General features: G+C 53.4%; 14 protein-coding genes. 1 reads left to right on the forward strand and 13 read right to left on the reverse strand.

Annotated features, from left to right (window positions below; genetic code table 11):
• Nucleotides 1-52: 52 nt before the first annotated feature.
• Nucleotides 53-829 (forward strand): envelope biogenesis factor ElyC, encoded by a 777-nt coding sequence (gene elyC, locus J4617_RS06465; protein ID WP_017465606.1) that lies wholly within the window; start codon nucleotides 53-55, stop codon nucleotides 827-829.
• Here elyC and J4617_RS06470 read toward each other — a convergent pair.
• From J4617_RS06470 to serC, 13 genes are all read right to left on the reverse strand, one after another.
• Nucleotides 809-1,702: a YcbJ family phosphotransferase gene (locus tag J4617_RS06470; RefSeq protein ID WP_000436889.1), complete on the reverse strand. Its 894-nt coding sequence runs from the start codon at nucleotides 1,700-1,702 to the stop codon at nucleotides 809-811. The genes elyC and J4617_RS06470 overlap by 21 nt on opposite strands.
• 210 nt (nucleotides 1,703-1,912) lie before the next feature.
• Nucleotides 1,913-2,659 carry a 3-deoxy-manno-octulosonate cytidylyltransferase gene (kdsB, locus tag J4617_RS06475; protein ID WP_000011576.1) on the reverse strand — a complete coding sequence of 249 codons (747 nt, stop codon included), beginning with the start codon at nucleotides 2,657-2,659 and terminating at the stop codon, nucleotides 1,913-1,915.
• The gene (ycaR, locus tag J4617_RS06480) at nucleotides 2,656-2,838 is read right to left on the reverse strand and encodes a protein YcaR (RefSeq protein ID WP_000350061.1); all 183 of its coding nucleotides are present in this window, start codon (nucleotides 2,836-2,838) and stop codon (nucleotides 2,656-2,658) included. The genes kdsB and ycaR overlap by 4 nt, the downstream gene beginning before the upstream one ends.
• Before the next feature lie 51 nt (nucleotides 2,839-2,889).
• The gene (locus J4617_RS06485; RefSeq protein ID WP_017465605.1) at nucleotides 2,890-4,122 is read right to left on the reverse strand and encodes a winged helix-turn-helix domain-containing protein; all 1,233 of its coding nucleotides are present in this window, start codon (nucleotides 4,120-4,122) and stop codon (nucleotides 2,890-2,892) included.
• Between the two features lie 43 nt (nucleotides 4,123-4,165).
• Nucleotides 4,166-5,143: a tetraacyldisaccharide 4'-kinase gene (gene lpxK, locus J4617_RS06490; RefSeq protein ID WP_000561681.1), complete on the reverse strand. Its 978-nt coding sequence runs from the start codon at nucleotides 5,141-5,143 to the stop codon at nucleotides 4,166-4,168.
• Nucleotides 5,140-6,888 (reverse strand): lipid A ABC transporter ATP-binding protein/permease MsbA, encoded by a 1,749-nt coding sequence (msbA, locus tag J4617_RS06495; protein ID WP_000551256.1) that lies wholly within the window; start codon nucleotides 6,886-6,888, stop codon nucleotides 5,140-5,142. The genes lpxK and msbA overlap by 4 nt, the downstream gene beginning before the upstream one ends.
• Nucleotides 6,889-6,924: 36 nt before the next feature.
• Nucleotides 6,925-9,189 (reverse strand): ComEC family protein, encoded by a 2,265-nt coding sequence (locus J4617_RS06500; protein WP_017465604.1) that lies wholly within the window; start codon nucleotides 9,187-9,189, stop codon nucleotides 6,925-6,927.
• 229 nt (nucleotides 9,190-9,418) lie between these two features.
• The gene (gene ihfB / locus J4617_RS06505) at nucleotides 9,419-9,703 is read right to left on the reverse strand and encodes an integration host factor subunit beta (RefSeq protein ID WP_000167332.1); all 285 of its coding nucleotides are present in this window, start codon (nucleotides 9,701-9,703) and stop codon (nucleotides 9,419-9,421) included.
• A 155-nt stretch (nucleotides 9,704-9,858) separates the two neighbouring features.
• Nucleotides 9,859-11,532, reverse strand: a complete 1,674-nt coding sequence (gene rpsA, locus J4617_RS06510) for a 30S ribosomal protein S1 (RefSeq protein WP_000140324.1) — start codon at nucleotides 11,530-11,532, stop codon at nucleotides 9,859-9,861.
• Nucleotides 11,533-11,645: 113 nt separating this feature from the next.
• Nucleotides 11,646-12,329: a (d)CMP kinase gene (gene cmk / locus J4617_RS06515; protein ID WP_000125007.1), complete on the reverse strand. Its 684-nt coding sequence runs from the start codon at nucleotides 12,327-12,329 to the stop codon at nucleotides 11,646-11,648.
• Between the two features lie 172 nt (nucleotides 12,330-12,501).
• The gene (locus tag J4617_RS06520) at nucleotides 12,502-13,263 is read right to left on the reverse strand and encodes a M48 family metallopeptidase (protein ID WP_000792301.1); all 762 of its coding nucleotides are present in this window, start codon (nucleotides 13,261-13,263) and stop codon (nucleotides 12,502-12,504) included.
• A 142-nt stretch (nucleotides 13,264-13,405) separates the two neighbouring features.
• A complete protein-coding gene (aroA, locus tag J4617_RS06525; RefSeq protein ID WP_001748320.1) occupies nucleotides 13,406-14,689 on the reverse strand; it encodes a 3-phosphoshikimate 1-carboxyvinyltransferase in 1,284 nt (427 codons plus the stop codon).
• Nucleotides 14,690-14,759: 70 nt separating this feature from the next.
• Nucleotides 14,760-15,848, reverse strand: a complete 1,089-nt coding sequence (serC, locus tag J4617_RS06530; RefSeq protein WP_000079591.1) for a 3-phosphoserine/phosphohydroxythreonine transaminase — start codon at nucleotides 15,846-15,848, stop codon at nucleotides 14,760-14,762.
• Nucleotides 15,849-15,973 lie beyond the last annotated feature (125 nt).

Consider the following 15,973-nt stretch of genomic DNA (forward strand, 5'->3'; position numbering starts at 1 on the left):
GTAATATCACCGTTAATCCTCCGCTATATGGTTAAAAAAGGAACCAAAAAGGATGCTTTTTACGCTAAAGAAAGTGATTGGCAGTATGTTATTGCCGCTTCCGCTGATGTTGCTGATGATTGGCGTCGGCCTGGCGCTGCTCTGGTTTAGCCGCTTTCAGAAGACCGGAAAAGTATTTATCAGCGTAGGTTGGCTGGCGCTATTGCTTTTAAGCCTGCAACCCGTCTCTGACCATCTGCTGCGTCCGATAGAAAACCGCTACCCTACCTGGCAGGGTCCGCAAAAGGTGGAATATATTGTGGTTCTCGGCGGCGGTTATACCTGGAACCCGCAGTGGGCGCCGAGCTCTAATTTAATTAACAACAGCTTGCCGCGGCTGGCGGAAGGCATCCGGCTGTGGCGCGCGAATCCGGGAGCCAGGCTGATTTTTACCGGCGGCGTAGCAAAAACCAATACGGTAAGCACGGCGGAGGTCGGTGCGCGGGTGGCGCAGTCGCTGGGCGTACCGCGTAGCGATATTATTACGCTGGATAAACCAAAAGATACGGAAGAAGAAGCCGCCGCCGTTAAGCAGGCCATCGGCGACGCCCCTTTCCTGTTGGTAACCTCCGCCTCGCATTTGCCGCGTGCGATGATTTTCTTTCAGCATGCCGGGCTGAATCCGCTTCCCGCGCCGGCGAATCAGTTGGCGATCGATTCGCCGCTCAATCCCTGGGAGCGGGCAATTCCGTCCCCGGTCTGGCTGATGCACAGCGATCGCGCTGGGTATGAAACATTAGGGCGACTTTGGCAATGGCTGAAAGGCATATCAGGCAAGCCAGGGGAGTAATGATTTCGCCGCCAGATCAAAATTGGTACGGTTAAAACGTCCGGTATTGACCAATTGCGCAACCTCGTCCCACAGCACATAGAGCCAACGCCGCCAGATGAAGGACTCCGCCACTGGCGCGCGTTGCAGATAATGCCAAAGCAATCCCTCCGCCAATGGATTATCCATCAGGCGAAACAGTTCGAACTCTCTCGGCGCCCACAGCATCAGCCCGGGGCCGACCATCGCCAGAAGCTGATCGCTACGGGCGTCTTTAAGCATACTGCGCAGGCAGAAGTTGCCATGCACCAGTACGCAGTTATCGTTAAACCCTTCAAATAACGAAGGAAGACATTCTCTGGTACGAAACAGAATGCGTCTGTCCTGCATCGTCAGGCCGGTATTGCTGAACTGATTTAGCGTCGTCCACAGCACCTCCACCCGCTGACGATACCAGGAAGGCCAGATATTCTCCTGAGTATGGTCTACGGCGCCAACGCAACCGCGGCTATCCTGCCGATGCCAGGCTAACAGCCCTTCGACAATCTGATCTTTTAGCTGTTCCCAGCGTTCCGGAGTGCGCGCCGGCGCCTCTACCGGTACACCGCGCAGTCGTTCCAGCAGCAGCACATCCGGACCAGGATGCTCTTCATGCGTCAATACGCCATAGATTACCGGCATCCTCACCGTACCGCTACGCGCCAGCATTGAGGTTTTCCAGGCCAGTTGCTGCGCAACGCCGGGAGTGGTAAAACTTCGCGCCATCAGCGGCATCGGAATGCCCTGGCTGTCATATAATGACCACAATGCGGAATCCGCTTTCTCATTCACGCACTCTATACGGCTAAGTTTTTCACCCAACAAATGACTGAGTTCGGCCCGCAACTGTTCCATTCCAGATTACCCCCATTAGTGCTACTGCTTTAATAATGAGCGTCGTATGGACAGATGTCACCCGTATCAGATCAAGGGAAGAAAAGAAAAATGAGGAAAATCGTAACGGTACGAGAAAGCTGCCACTAGTGAGCAGACGTGAGTATTCATCTTTGCGCTACCATACCGCGCTGTTCATGACCGTCTAAGACGATCATGAACAGGATCATGTTAACGCATTTCAGCGCGTACGCGCTCCAGGTCGTCGGCGGTGTCTACGCCCGTACCGGGCACCGCTTTGGCGACGGCGACATGAATTTTTTCGCCGTACCACAGCACACGGAGTTGCTCCAGCATTTCAATATGTTCAAGCGGGCTGGGTTGCCAGCTCACGTAACGGCGGATAAACCCCGCGCGATAGCCATAAATGCCCAGGTGACGAAGGCAAGTATCTCCTACCGTTTCCAGACTTTTTGCAAAGCGGTCGCGATCCCAGGGAATCGTCGCCCGGGAAAAGTAAAGCGCATAGCCTTCAGCATCCAGCACGACTTTTACCGCATTCGGGTTAAACGCTTCTTCGGCGCTGTGAATCGGCACCGCCAACGTCGCCATGCCAACCTGGCGCTGCGCCAGATTTTCCGCGACCTGGCGAATAATAACCGCCGGGATCATCGGCTCATCGCCCTGAACGTTCACAATAACGGTATCGTCGCTGAATCCGCACTTCTCTACCACTTCCGCCAACCGTTCGGTGCCGGACTGGTGATCGGCGCGCGTCATGCACACTTCGCCGCCAGCCGCTTCTACCGCACGAGCCACGTCTTCATGATCGGTCGCGACAATAATGCGTTCCGCGCCAGATTCGCGCGCCCGCTCCAGGACATGAACAATCATGGGCTTACCATTAATATCCACTAATGGTTTGCCTGGCAGTCGGGTAGATGAAAAACGGGCCGGAATGATGACGACGAAACTCATGATTTACTCTCATCAGATGTCAGGGCGCGAGCTTCATTTTCCAGCAATACAGGAATGCCGTCGCGTAACGGGAAAGCGAGATTATCCAGTTTGCAAATTAATTCTTGCTGTTCCTGGTTATACCAGAGTTTGCCGTTACATACCGGGCAGGCGATGATTTCAAGCAGACGATGATCCATAGTTCCTCCAGATGGACCGGATTGTGAATCCTTCAATATTAACATAATCGGTTATGGTGCAGGGTCTATTTCCCAGCCATGACGCATGGCGCTAAACAGGCCTGGCGGACATTGTCCCAGCGTCACGCGCGATGCCCGTTGCCAGGCAGCAAACGCGCTAATGGCCTGCCAGATTCCTTTTTGCAGACTAACGCCAGGGCGGATATCGTCCTCCAGATACAGCGAGATAACCTCAAGTACCCCCGTTTTACGGTGCATTTTGGCGTCCATTCGCCCGACTAAACGGCCATGGTATAATAGCGGCAGCACAAAATAACCGTACTGGCGCTTCGCCGCAGGCGTATAACATTCCAGCCGATAGTTAAATCCGAAAAGCTGCGCTGCCCGCTTGCGATCCCATATCACAGGATCGAAAGGCGACAGCACTGCGCTATGGGTCGCCTTTAAGGCGTTATTTAGCGCCGGTTCAAGCTGCGAAAGAAGATCGGCATGAAGCCACATCCGCCCCAACGTTTCCACCTCGACCGGAATAATCTGCTGCTGTTCCGCCCGGCTCTCCCGCCATCCCTTCAGGTCAGGACGTTTCAGGCGGTAGTAATCCGCCAGCCACTGTTCACGGAAAATCCCCAGACTGCGCGCGCTATTATCCAGCATCAGGCTTTCCGCCTGCGGCTGTGACAGTCCATCGCGTTCATCATCCCAGTGCGGCATCACACGGCGCGTTAAATCATATACACGTTGAAAATTACGCCGCTCAACAACCATGACTTTTCCGGCGGTAAATAAACCCTCAAGGTGGCGTTTATGTGGTTTCCATTCCCACCAGCCGCTGGCGCCTTTCTGCGCATGTTCAAAATCGGCAGATCGCACCGAGCCGTGCTCCTGAATATGCCGCATTAGCTGTTCTATTTCTTCCGCGTGCTCATGCATCCATGCCGCGTGATATTTCCAGCCCATCTTTTCCGGCGACAGCATACGATGGCGGATAAGTTTAAAGTCACGGCGTGGTAAGAAACAGGCCTCATGCGCCCAGTATTCCATTAACTCGCCGCGTCGCAGCGCCTCATCCAGCCAGGCCTGCGGGTACGAGCCGAGACGGCTAAACAGCACCAGATAGGGGCTACGTGCGACAACATTGATGGTATCAATTTGCAGCAACGCCATGCGTGAGATGGCGGCAAGAACATCGCCAGGCAGCGCGTTACGGCGCGGCTTTTTCAATAGCCCCTGCGCAGCAAGGTGAAGACAACGGGCCTGGGAAAGAGAAAGGTACGGCAATGACATTCATGACTCCATAAATTCATCACTGCCGCTGCATTGGGGGACGCTAGCGAACCAGAGAGGTGATATGTTGAAGCAACTTATCAGGCTGCTCACCGGACAAACGCGCATCAACCGGTAAGAACCACCAGTTATCTTCGGCAAAAGCACGGCATTTCACCGCGTCTTTTTCCGTCATTACCAGGGTCTGCCCTTCACCGACCAACGCCTGAACGTCAGCAGGGGCGAGCGTTTGATGATCGGCCAGCGGGACGCACTTTTGCGGATGCGCGCCACAGGCTTCCAGCGTGGCGAAAAAGCGCGGCGGATGACCGATGCCCGCCATCGCCACAATATTGCTCAGTTGCGCCACATCGCAACGCGCTCCCGTACGTAAGTTCACCGCCAGTCCAGGCGCTAGCTGCATGGGGATTTCGCCCGCCCGGGCGACGCCGCCATTCACGATAGCGGCGTCTACGGTTTTCAGGCGACTGGCGCGTTCGCGCATAGGACCGGCAGGAAGCCACCAGCCGTTGCCAAAACGGCGCACGCCGTCAATCACCACAATTTCAATATCTCGCGCGAGTCGGTAATGCTGCAACCCATCGTCGGTGATAATAATCTGCACATTATGCGCTGCCAGAATCGCTTTCACCGCCGCGGCGCGTTCAGGCGCTACCGCGACAGGCGCGCCGGTCCGTTGATAAATCAATACCGGTTCATCTCCCGCTTCTGCGGTTGTCGTCTCCGGCGTCAGGAGCAGCGGATAAGCGGCAGCTTTCCCGCCGTAGCCGCGGGAAACGACCCCCACGCGCACGCCACGCTGTTGCAGCTTTTCCACCAGCCAAATGACTACGGGGGTTTTACCGTTACCGCCAGCCGTAAGATTCCCTACCACAACCACCGGTACCGGCGCTCGCCAGGCGCGTTTAAAACCAAGCTTATAGCTCAGACGAATCGCCCCGCTCACCAGGCCATACAGCCAAGAGAGCGGCAGCAGTAACCGCCATAGCGGGGATTCACCCGACCAGATACGCGCAATCATTGACCAAATTGCATCTTATGCAGCTGGGCGTAAACGCCGTGTTGCGCCAGCAGCTCGCTATGAGTGCCGCGCTCAACGATAATACCGTCTTCGACCACAACGATCTCATCCGCCTGTTCGATGGTGGAGAGACGGTGCGCAATCACCAGAGAGGTACGGTTTTTCTGCAACTCATCTAACGCCGCCTGAATCGCACGTTCAGATTCGGTATCCAGCGCGGACGTAGCTTCATCAAGGATCAGAATCGGGCTGTCGCGCAGTAAGGCGCGGGCAATCGCGATACGCTGGCGCTGACCGCCGGAAAGCAGTACGCCGTTTTCGCCGATGATAGTATCCAGGCCATTATCCATCTTGTTGATAAAGTCCATGGCATAGGCCATGCGCGCCGCCTCTTCAATCTGCTCGCGGCTGTATTCTTCCGTCCGGGCATAAGCAATGTTATTAGCGACCGTGTCGTTAAACAGATGCACGTTTTGCGAAACCAGCGCCACCTGATTACGTAGCGAGGCCAGAGTGTATTCGCGTAGATCGTGACCATCCATCAGGATGTGTCCTTCATCAATATCGTAGAAACGGGTGATCAGACTGGCGATAGTTGATTTACCCGATCCGGAGCGCCCCACCAGCGCCACGGTTTTCCCGGCAGGAATTTTCAAATTGATGTTACGCAATGCCGGCACTTCACGGCCCGGGTAAGTAAACGTCACATTGCGGAATTCGAGATCGCCGGTCGCGCGGTCAATGACACGTTTACCTTCATCTTTCTCCTGTTCGCTGTCCAGAATCGCAAACAACGTCTGACAAGCCGCCATCCCACGCTGGAACTGCGCGTTAACGTTTGTCAGCGATTTTAATGGACGCATCAGCGCGATCATGGAGGAGAACACCACGGTGATGGTCCCTGCCGTCAGGCTATCCATTACGCTTGGGAAGCTCGCAGCATAGAGAACAAACGCCAGCGCCAACGAGGCAATGAGCTGAATGATAGGATCGGAAATTGACGAGGCAGAGACCATTTTCATGCCTTGCAGTCGCATCTTATTGCTGACTTTATCAAAGCGTTTAGTTTCGACTTCCTGACCGCCGAAAATCAGTACCTCTTTGTGTCCTTTCAGCATTTGTTCAGCGCTGGTAGTCACTTGTCCCATCGTGTTCTGCATATTTTTACTGATGCTGCGGAACCGCTTTGAGACAACGCGAATCGCAATCGACACAATCGGCGCTAAAACAACCAGGATGATCGACAACTGCCAGCTGTAATAGAACATCATAATAAACAATCCGATGATCGATGCCCCTTCACGCACCACGGTAATCAGCGCGCCAGATGAAGAAGAGGCAACCTGTTCTGAATCGTATGTAATACGCGACAGCAGCGTACCGGTAGACTGTTTATCAAAGAAGGCGACGGGCATTCCCATCATATGGCCAAACAGGCGACGGCGCATGGTCATTACCACCTTGCCTGACACCCATGAAATACAGTAGCTGGAGATATAGCTAGTGATGCCTCGTAATATCATCAGCCCAATAACCACCAGCGGCATCCACAGCAACACTGAGCGATCCGTTTTACCGAAACCATCATCCAGTAATGGCTTGAGGAGCGATAGCATGAAGGTATCGCTGGCTGCGTTGAGAATTAACGCTACGCCCGCCACGATCAGACCTGCTTTAAAAGGCGCTATGGTTGGCCACAGTCGGCGGAAGGTCTGCCACGTAGAGAGATCTTTATCGTTATGCATTCAAAAAACCAGCATTTGTTGAAATAGCCGCATATTCTACCCGTTATCCTCGGACACGCCAAACCACTGATGATACCAGCGAGGTAAAATTTGATCCCGTAAGCCTTGTATGCGCCAGCCCTGCGGAGAAAACCGCAGCGAAATTTGCCCCTGGTGGGGTGTATCAAACCACTGATACGCCTGTTGCTGGTAGCGCTGTTTTACCTTGCGGGACGGCAGCCGCCATGCGTTATAGCGCGATGCGGACGCCAGCGCCGCTTCACCATGTACGCGCTGAATAAATGGTAACGACGACGACGTATTACTACCATGATGCGGCACCTGGATAAACGTCGCCGCAAGATGTCGCCAGTAACGACTTAGCATTTTTTGTTCAGCGCCCGCTTCAATATCGCCCGTGAGCAGGATGCTATGTACGCCGTCATCCACTTTGACCACACAGGAACGGTTATTTCCTCGATCGGCACTTTCGCGTAACGGCCAGTGCGCCTGAAACGTTAACCCCTGCCATTGCCACTGCTCGCCGCGAAAACAGGGCAAATGTCCCTGCCAGCCTAACGGGCTGCGAATCCACATTGACGGCCAGACCCGCTGTAGCGAACGCAGCCCGCCCCGATGATCCAGATGCTCATGACTCAAAATAACGCCCTCCGGCGTCAGATTATGCCAGCGCAACCAGGGAATAATAACCTGTTGCCCGCTGTCGCCCTCCGGCCATGCCCGACCGGTATCGTAGAGTATTACTTTATCGCCCCTGACGATCGCTATCGCCAGCCCCTGACCGACATCCAGCATATGCACCTGCCATCCACTGGCGTTTATCGGCCGCCAGAGTGGCCAGCTCATCAACAATAACCCGCATAAACAGACCGCCGGCCAGGTACGCCAGACGTTTAATCGCCACGCGATAAGCATTAGCCAGGGCAAAAACGTCAGCCACTGCCAACGGTTATCAATATTCACCCAGCCCTGCGGTAAAGCATTCAACAGGTAAAATAGCGCGGCTAACGCGCGATCGGTCAGGTACCATACCCACTCTTCAAGAAAAAACGGCCCGGTTAAATGCAGAATCATTCCCGCCAGGATGAGCGGAACCGTCACAAATGTGACCCAGGGTACGGCAAAAAGATTCGCCAGCATTGCGGTAACGCTTATGCCATGAAAAAGCGCCACCTGGAGAGGCAAAAGCAGAAGTGTAATGCCTGCCTGTAGGTGAAGCAGGTTAAGCAACCAGCGTAAGCCTCGTGGAAAATTTCCGTTTGGCGCAGGAAACCACTGATACCAGAATAACAGGCCGGCAACCGCAAATGCTGACAGCCAAAGACTTTGTGATATAACCGCCACAGGATCGGCGAAAATAATCGCGGCCAGACAGCAGCACCAGACTTGCCAGCCGCTCCACTGTCGTCCGCTTAATTTTAATCCTCCCCAGACGCTCAGCGCCGCCACCGTGCGCAGCGCAGGCGGTTGTAAGCCGGTAAGCCAGGCATAACATATCGCGCAAAGAATGCCGCCCAGCAATGGCGTCTGCCAACGAATCCATCTGACCGGCAAAAAGAATTGTCCGCCACGGATTAATCCGGCAGCCAATAACGCAGCAAAAGCGATATGCAGGCCGGAAATCGCCATCAAATGGGCAGTCCCCGTATCGCGCATAACGGCCTTCACCTCCTGCGACACCGCTCCCCGCTCCCCCATTCCCAACGCCAGAATAACCTGCTGCCACGGATAAGGCGCAAGCGTAGCGCGAAGCGAAGCAAGATAGCGCCCACGCAAGCTACACTCAGGGTTAATCGCTTTAGCCTGTAGAAAACGCCCGGTCAACGGTTGGTGCTGCGCCAGCGCGTAACGTTGGCTATCAAAACCGCCTTCGTTAAGCTGCCCGTGTACCGCTCTGACCTTCAGCGTCATCGCCCACTGTTTCCCTGCACACACTTCCGTGGGTAAGTACTGGCCATGCAGGACAATCCCTACAGCAGGAAAGAGCGGCTTTCCGCGCAAATGGGTGATTCGCCCATAATGAGTGGTCATATGATCGGTGGCAGTAATGACGACTGTCGCCTCCTGCGTCGCGGCGGGCAGGACGTTTCCCGCCCAGATGGCCTGCCTGGCGGCAAATATCCCCCACATGAAAAAGAGCAAAGTTAATGCCGCGTAGCGCGCATAGTGATGGGGTATGAGGCAAAGCAAACATGCCAGACAAAACAGCACCGCGAGAATCCACGTGTCAGGTAATACTGGCAATATCATGAGCGGAAGTATGCCGCATACTACGCATACGCTGACCGTCGTTATCTTCATAGACACCTCCCTGTGCGGGAAAGTGTGCAGGTTCAGGACGCCATTGTCTGGAGGGGATTTTGTGCTATACGGCGCGGATTCCAGGTTTTTTACCTGATAAATGTAAGACGCAGCAAAAAATGCGAAACGTTTTCCAGTTTTCGGTCGAATAGCGTTTGCGCCTGACGGCGTATAAATGAAAAAAGCACCCTGACGGTGCTTTTTTCGGGTTCAAGTTTTGCGTTAAAACTTAACCGTAAATATTGGCGCGATCGCGCAGTTCTTTACCCGGTTTAAAGTGAGGAACGTATTTTCCTTCCAGTTCCACTTTATCGCCGGTCTTGGGGTTACGTCCGGTACGAGGCGCGCGGTAATGCAAAGAAAAACTGCCGAAACCGCGGATTTCAATACGCTCGCCCTGCGCAAGAGTCGAGGCCATATGCTCCAGCATCTCTTTTACCGCGTCTTCAACCGCCTTAGCGGGAATGTGAGATTGCTGGGTTGCAAGTCTTTCAATCAATTCTGACTTGGTCATAATTCCTCCGGTTCCTTAAAGGCAAATTGGCTGCAGCCGTGAGATTGATTAAGGGCGGCCGTAGCCGCCCTTAGTGCTTGATTACAGGCCGAAACCTGCAATCTGTCAAGTAATCTCGTTATACTTCGGACTAAAAGACCCGAAGTTTCAGAGGATTACTCGCCTTTAGCTGCTTTGAATGCTTCAGCCATTGCGTTGTTAGAGAAGTTTGCATCTTCCTGTTTGTTAACAGTTGCGATGGCATCTTTCTCGTCAGCTTCGTCTTTCGCACGAACAGACAGGCTGATTGCGCGGTTTTTACGATCAACGCCGGTGAATTTAGCTTCAACGTCGTCGCCAACGCTCAGAACCAGAGTCGCATCTTCAACGCGGTCACGGGATGCTTCAGAAGCACGCAGGTAACCTTCAACGCCGTCAGCCAGTTCTACGGTTGCGCCTTTCGCGTCAACTGCAGTGACTTTACCGGTTACGATAGCGCCTTTCTTGTTCAGAGCAACCCAGTTGTTGAACGGATCTTCTGCGAGCTGTTTAACGCCCAGGGAGATACGTTCACGTTCTGCGTCAACCTGCAGAACAACTGCAGCGATTTCGTCGCCTTTTTTGTATTCACGAACTGCTTCTTCGCCTGCAACGTTCCAGGAGATGTCAGACAGGTGAACCAGGCCGTCGATGCCGCCGTCCAGGCCGATGAAGATACCGAAGTCAGTGATAGACTTGATTTTACCTTCAACGCGGTCGCCCTTGTTGTGGGTTTCTGCGAACTGCTGCCACGGGTTAGATTTGCACTGCTTCAGACCCAGGGAGATACGACGACGTTCTTCGTCGATATCCAGAACCATCACTTCCACTACGTCGCCAACGTTAACCACTTTGGACGGGTGGATGTTTTTGTTGGTCCAGTCCATTTCGGAAACGTGAACCAGGCCTTCAACGCCTTCTTCGATTTCAACGAAGCAGCCGTAGTCGGTCAGGTTGGTCACGCGACCGGTCAGTTTGGTACCTTCCGGATAACGTTTAGCGATAGCAACCCACGGATCTTCGCCCAGCTGTTTCAGGCCCAGGGATACACGGGTACGCTCGCGGTCGAATTTCAGCACTTTCACGTTGATTTCGTCGCCAACGTTCACGATTTCGCTCGGATGCTTAACGCGTTTCCATGCCATATCAGTGATGTGCAGCAGGCCGTCAACGCCGCCCAGATCAACGAATGCACCGTAGTCAGTGAGGTTCTTAACGATACCTTTAACTTCCATGCCTTCCTGCAGGTTTTCCAGCAGCTGATCGCGTTCTGCGCTGTTTTCGGATTCGATAACGGCACGACGAGAAACCACAACGTTGTTACGTTTCTGGTCCAGCTTGATTACTTTGAATTCAAGCTCTTTGCCTTCCAGGTGCAGAGTGTCACGCACCGGACGAACGTCTACCAGAGAACCTGGCAGGAACGCGCGAATACCGTTCAGCTCAACAGTGAAGCCACCCTTAACTTTGCCGTTGATAACACCGGTAACAGTTTCAGCATCTTCGTAAGCTTTTTCCAGCGTGATCCATGCTTCGTGACGTTTAGCTTTCTCACGAGAGAGCAGAGTTTCACCGAAGCCGTCTTCTACTGCATCCAGAGCAACGTCAACTTCGTCACCAACCTGGATTTCCAGTTCGCCCTGGGCGTTTTTGAACTGCTCAGCCGGAATGGCAGACTCAGATTTCAGACCGGCGTCAACCAGTACTACGTCTTTGTCGATAGCAACAACAACACCACGAACGATGGAACCCGGGCGGGTTTCGATTTCTTTTAAGGATTCTTCAAAGAGTTGAGCAAAAGATTCAGTCATGTTTAATCTTCAGGTTTCATATTTAACGTCCACCTGGCTCCGTGCCGGATGGGGTTGTTTAACATACCCGCTGTCAATCCTTTGCAACGGGGGTACTACAAATTCGGTCGCATTTAAGCGAGAGCCAATTTTTGGCGCGCATATTGTAACGCTTTTTCAATCACTTGCTCAATGCTTAATCGGGTAGAATCCAAAACTAATGCATCAGCAGCAGGAACTAACGGCGCTACAGCGCGATTACGATCGCGATCGTCGCGTTCCTTGATCTCGGCCAAAAGGCGTTCAAAGTTAACACTAAAGCCATTCTCCTGCAACTGTAGCATACGTCGATGCGCACGTTCCTCCGAGGAGGCGTCAAGGAAAATTTTTACCGGCGCATCCGGGAAGACCACGGTCCCCATATCGCGTCCATCGGCGATTAAACCAGGCGCTTCGCGGAATGCGCGTTGGCGGCGAAGAAGCGCTTCACGCACGCGTGGGAATGCCGCCACCTGGGATGCCGCGTTCGCGACTTCCTGCGTACGGATTTCGCCGCTAACGTCCTCGCCTTCCAGGATAACTTCCAGGTTGCCGTCCGTTGAGACGAAACGCACGTCCAGATGGGACGCCAGCGGCACCAGCGCATCTTCAGAGGCGAGATCGACATGGTGATGCAATGCCGCCAGCGCCAGTACGCGGTATATCGCGCCGGAATCCAGCAGATGCCATTGCAATGCTTCCGCCATTGCTTTGCACAAGGTGCCTTTACCTGCACCGCTTGGGCCATCAATGGTTATTACCGGGGCAATTGCCGTCATCTTTATCTCCTTAAACAGGCGTACCGTTAACGTAAACGCCGCGCATTATACGCGCCAACGCTCGCGACCGTTAACGTTGCGTGCAAAAACCAGTTTTGTCTGTAATCAGATGCGGAATAATTGCGCAATTATAGCGGGCCGGCGAGAAACCAGCCCGAAAGATGACAATGATTTACTTTTTATCTTCGGCAATTCTGTCGCGCATATGCTGCGCGCGATCGGCTGAAGCCGGGTGGGAGTCCATCAATGATTTTGCATGACCTGCGTCCATTGTGGCGAATTTATCGAATGCCGTGACTAAGCCCTGGGTGTTAATCCCGCGTTTTTTCAGCAGATCGTAAGAGAAGTCATCCGCATCCGACTCCTGACTGCGAGAAAACGCCGAATTGATGACGCCTTCCGCCAGATCGCCCAATTGAGACTGGGAAAGCTGCGCTGCGACGCCGCTGGTGGCGGAAATCGCATCGCGAGCCGCCAGCGTGGCATAAGCGGTCTGCATTGCCTTGCGAGAGTGCCCTAAAGAGACATGGCCCAGTTCATGGCCCAGTACGCCTTCAATTTCATTATCGGTCATCAGATCCATCAGGCCGGAGTATACGCGAACGCAACCGTTCGCCATCGCCCATGCGTTGATATCGCTGGTCATATAGACTTTATAGCTAACCGGCGTACCGTCAATGTTGTTACCCAGCGCTTTGGCGATTTTGCTCAGACGTTTGGTGTATTTGCTTTTCGAACCTGCCAGTTGATTCTCGCTGTCCATTTGTTTACAGGCATTATTAGATAATGCCTTAACATCCGCATCGGACAGTGTGGCGGCTTTGTAGGCTGACATGCCTGAACTGGCGATTAAATTGCCATTCACGCCATTTTTACATCCTGCCAGTAGCGTGGCGGAAATCGCCACCGCCAGTAGTAATGATTTATTTTTCATACTAATCTTCCGTTGATAACTATTATAAAAAACACATAAATCAATGTGTTAAATCATCAACAAATTAGCATTAGTCATAATTATAAAAATAGTGCGAATACGGACTCGGCGCGCCAGCCCGTCGACTGGCACAACAGAAGACTTAGGCAGGCGTACTCATTCGCGCCAGTTGTTCGAAATAATCAGGGAACGTTTTTGCGGTACATTTAGGGTCCAGGATCGTAACTGGCGTATCGGACAGTGCGACCAGTGAGAAGCACATCGCCATACGGTGGTCGTTGTACGTGCCAATATCCGCGTGTTGGAGCTTCGCCGGCGGCGTGATACGAATATAGTCGTGCCCTTCTTCGACTTCAGCGCCCACTTTACGTAGCTCGGTCGCCATCGCGAACAGGCGATCGGTTTCTTTCACTCGCCAGTTATAAATATTGCGCAACGTCGTGGTTCCTTTCGCAAACAGCGCCGTGGTGGCAATCGTCATCGCCGCATCCGGAATATGGTTCATATCCATATCTATGGCGTGCAATTCACCGCGCGTGCAGGCAATAAAATCATCGCCCCAGGTAATGGTCGCGCCCATTTTCTCCAGCACATCGGCAAAACGAATATCGCCCTGCATACTTTTGCGGCCAATTCCGGTCACTTTTACCGTGCCGCCTTTTATCGCCCCGGCGGCGAGAAAATAGGACGCTGACGAGGCATCGCCCTCGACCAGATAGCGACCTGGAGAGTGATACTGTTGACCTCCCTTCACGACAAATTGTTGGTAGTGGTGGTTCGCTATCTCCACGCCAAAGGTTTTCATTAAATTTAGCGTGATATCGATGTAAGGTTTTGATACCAGTTCGCCTTTAACGCGAATAATTGTGTCTTTAGGGGCCAGCGGCGCCGTCATCAGCAGAGCGGTCAGGAACTGGCTGGAAACGCTACCATCAACCTCAATGTCGCCGCCGGTAAAACCGCCGCGCAGACGCAGGGGCGGATAGTTTTCCTGCTCCAGGTAATCAATATTCGCCCCGCCCTGACGCAGCGAATCGACCAGATGGCCTATCGGACGCTCTTTCATACGCGGTTCGCCGGTTAACACTATCTCATCTTGCCCCAGACATAGCGCTGCCGCTAACGGACGCATCGCGGTTCCGGCATTACCGAGAAACAGTTCCAGAGCGCCTGGCGCACGTAATGCGCCGCCATTACCCGTGATATCACAGCGGGTGCGATCGGCAGAAAGGGTGTAATTGATCCCCAACGCGCTCAGGGCATTGAGCATATGGCGGACGTCATCGCTATCCAGCAGATTCGTCAGAACGGTTTTACCACAAGCTAAAGCCGCCAGGAGCAAAGCACGGTTTGAAACACTTTTGGAGCCAGGTAAATTAATGGCGCCATCGACCCGCGCGATGGGTTGTAACGTCAGGGATTCCATGAAACTCAACTCTCAAAAAACAGAAATAAAAACCCCACAGACTGGCCGTGGGGATGAAAAAAGAAACGTATTAGCCGTGGCGACGCTCAAAATCGATCATGAAATCGGTCAGCGCTTTTACCCCTTCAATCGGCATGGCGTTATAGATAGAGGCGCGCATACCGCCAACAACACGGTGCCCTTTTAAGGCGTGCAGACCGGCGGCGAAAGACTCTTCCAGAAAGACCTTGTCCAGCGTATTGTCCGCTAACTGGAACGGAACATTCATCCGCGAACGGTTGGCCTGTGCGACATCGTTACGGTAGAAATCGCTGTTATCAATCACACCGTACAGCAACTCCGCTTTTTGCTGATTGATTTTGTGCATCGCCGCCACGCCGCCCTGCGCTTTCAACCATTTGAACACCAGGCCGGAAAGATACCAGGCGAAAGTCGGCGGCGTATTAAACATCGAGTCGTTATCATTCAGGACGGTGTAGTCGAGGATGGACGGGCAGCTCTCATGCGCCTTGCCTAACAGATCCTCCCGGACGATAACCAGCGTCAGTCCTGCCGGACCGATATTCTTCTGCGCGCCAGCATAAATTACGCCATAGCGAGAGACGTCCAGCGGCGCAGACAGGATGGTAGAAGAAAAGTCCGCCGTGACGACCACCTCCGGGCCAAAATCAGGCGTTTCATCGATGGCGATGCCGTCAATGGTCTCATTCGGGCAATAGTGTAAATAAGCGGCGTTATCGGAAAGCTGCCACTCGCGCATCGGTTTTACGGCACGTTTGCCGTCAACGGTGATTTTGGCGTCGATAATCTGCGGCGCACAGTATTTTTTGGCTTCTTTGATGGCGCTCGCCGCCCAGTAACCAGCATCGACATAATCCGCCGTGGTTTTATCGCCCAGCAGATTGAGCGGCACGCCAGCAAACTGCCCGCGACCGCCGCCGTGACAAAATAAAACTTTATAGTTGGAGGGGATATTAAGGAGATCGCGAAAATCCTGCTCCGCCTCTTCAGCGACCTGGATAAACTCTTTGCCTCGATGGCTAATTTCCATTACCGACGTACCAAGACCGTGCCAGTCACGCAGTTCCTGTTGCGCCAGTTTAAGTACTTCCGCCGGTAGCATCGCCGGACCTGAACTAAAATTAAAGACCTGAGCCATTTCCCCTCACCACGCTGCATTGTTTCCTGCCTGACAGACATCAGGCAAACGTTATTCATGTGAATATCGGTTTTATCATTCAGTGACACGCGCCGCAATGGGTAAAACAATGCGAGGAGAAAATG

The sequence above is a fragment of the Salmonella sp. 32010601201800023SM genome (assembly GCF_017572235.1).
In the GTDB taxonomy this organism is placed as follows: domain Bacteria; phylum Pseudomonadota; class Gammaproteobacteria; order Enterobacterales; family Enterobacteriaceae; genus Salmonella; species Salmonella enterica.

Excerpts from the sequence above, each read along its gene's own strand:
- elyC (WP_017465606.1), top strand. The coding sequence starts at position 53 with ATGCTTTTTACGCTAAAGAAAGTGATTGGCAGTATGTTATTGCCGCTT.
- J4617_RS06470 (WP_000436889.1), bottom strand. The coding sequence starts at position 1,702 with ATGGAACAGTTGCGGGCCGAACTCAGTCATTTGTTGGGTGAAAAACTT.
- kdsB (WP_000011576.1), bottom strand. The coding sequence starts at position 2,659 with ATGAGTTTCGTCGTCATCATTCCGGCCCGTTTTTCATCTACCCGACTG.
- ycaR (WP_000350061.1), bottom strand. The coding sequence starts at position 2,838 with ATGGATCATCGTCTGCTTGAAATCATCGCCTGCCCGGTATGTAACGGC.
- J4617_RS06485 (WP_017465605.1), bottom strand. The coding sequence starts at position 4,122 with ATGTCATTGCCGTACCTTTCTCTTTCCCAGGCCCGTTGTCTTCACCTT.
- lpxK (WP_000561681.1), bottom strand. The coding sequence starts at position 5,143 with ATGATTGCGCGTATCTGGTCGGGTGAATCCCCGCTATGGCGGTTACTG.
- msbA (WP_000551256.1), bottom strand. The coding sequence starts at position 6,888 with ATGCATAACGATAAAGATCTCTCTACGTGGCAGACCTTCCGCCGACTG.
- J4617_RS06500 (WP_017465604.1), bottom strand. The coding sequence starts at position 9,189 with ATGAAGATAACGACGGTCAGCGTATGCGTAGTATGCGGCATACTTCCG.
- ihfB (WP_000167332.1), bottom strand. The coding sequence starts at position 9,703 with ATGACCAAGTCAGAATTGATTGAAAGACTTGCAACCCAGCAATCTCAC.
- rpsA (WP_000140324.1), bottom strand. The coding sequence starts at position 11,532 with ATGACTGAATCTTTTGCTCAACTCTTTGAAGAATCCTTAAAAGAAATC.
- cmk (WP_000125007.1), bottom strand. The coding sequence starts at position 12,329 with ATGACGGCAATTGCCCCGGTAATAACCATTGATGGCCCAAGCGGTGCA.
- J4617_RS06520 (WP_000792301.1), bottom strand. The coding sequence starts at position 13,263 with ATGAAAAATAAATCATTACTACTGGCGGTGGCGATTTCCGCCACGCTA.
- aroA (WP_001748320.1), bottom strand. The coding sequence starts at position 14,689 with ATGGAATCCCTGACGTTACAACCCATCGCGCGGGTCGATGGCGCCATT.
- serC (WP_000079591.1), bottom strand. The coding sequence starts at position 15,848 with ATGGCTCAGGTCTTTAATTTTAGTTCAGGTCCGGCGATGCTACCGGCG.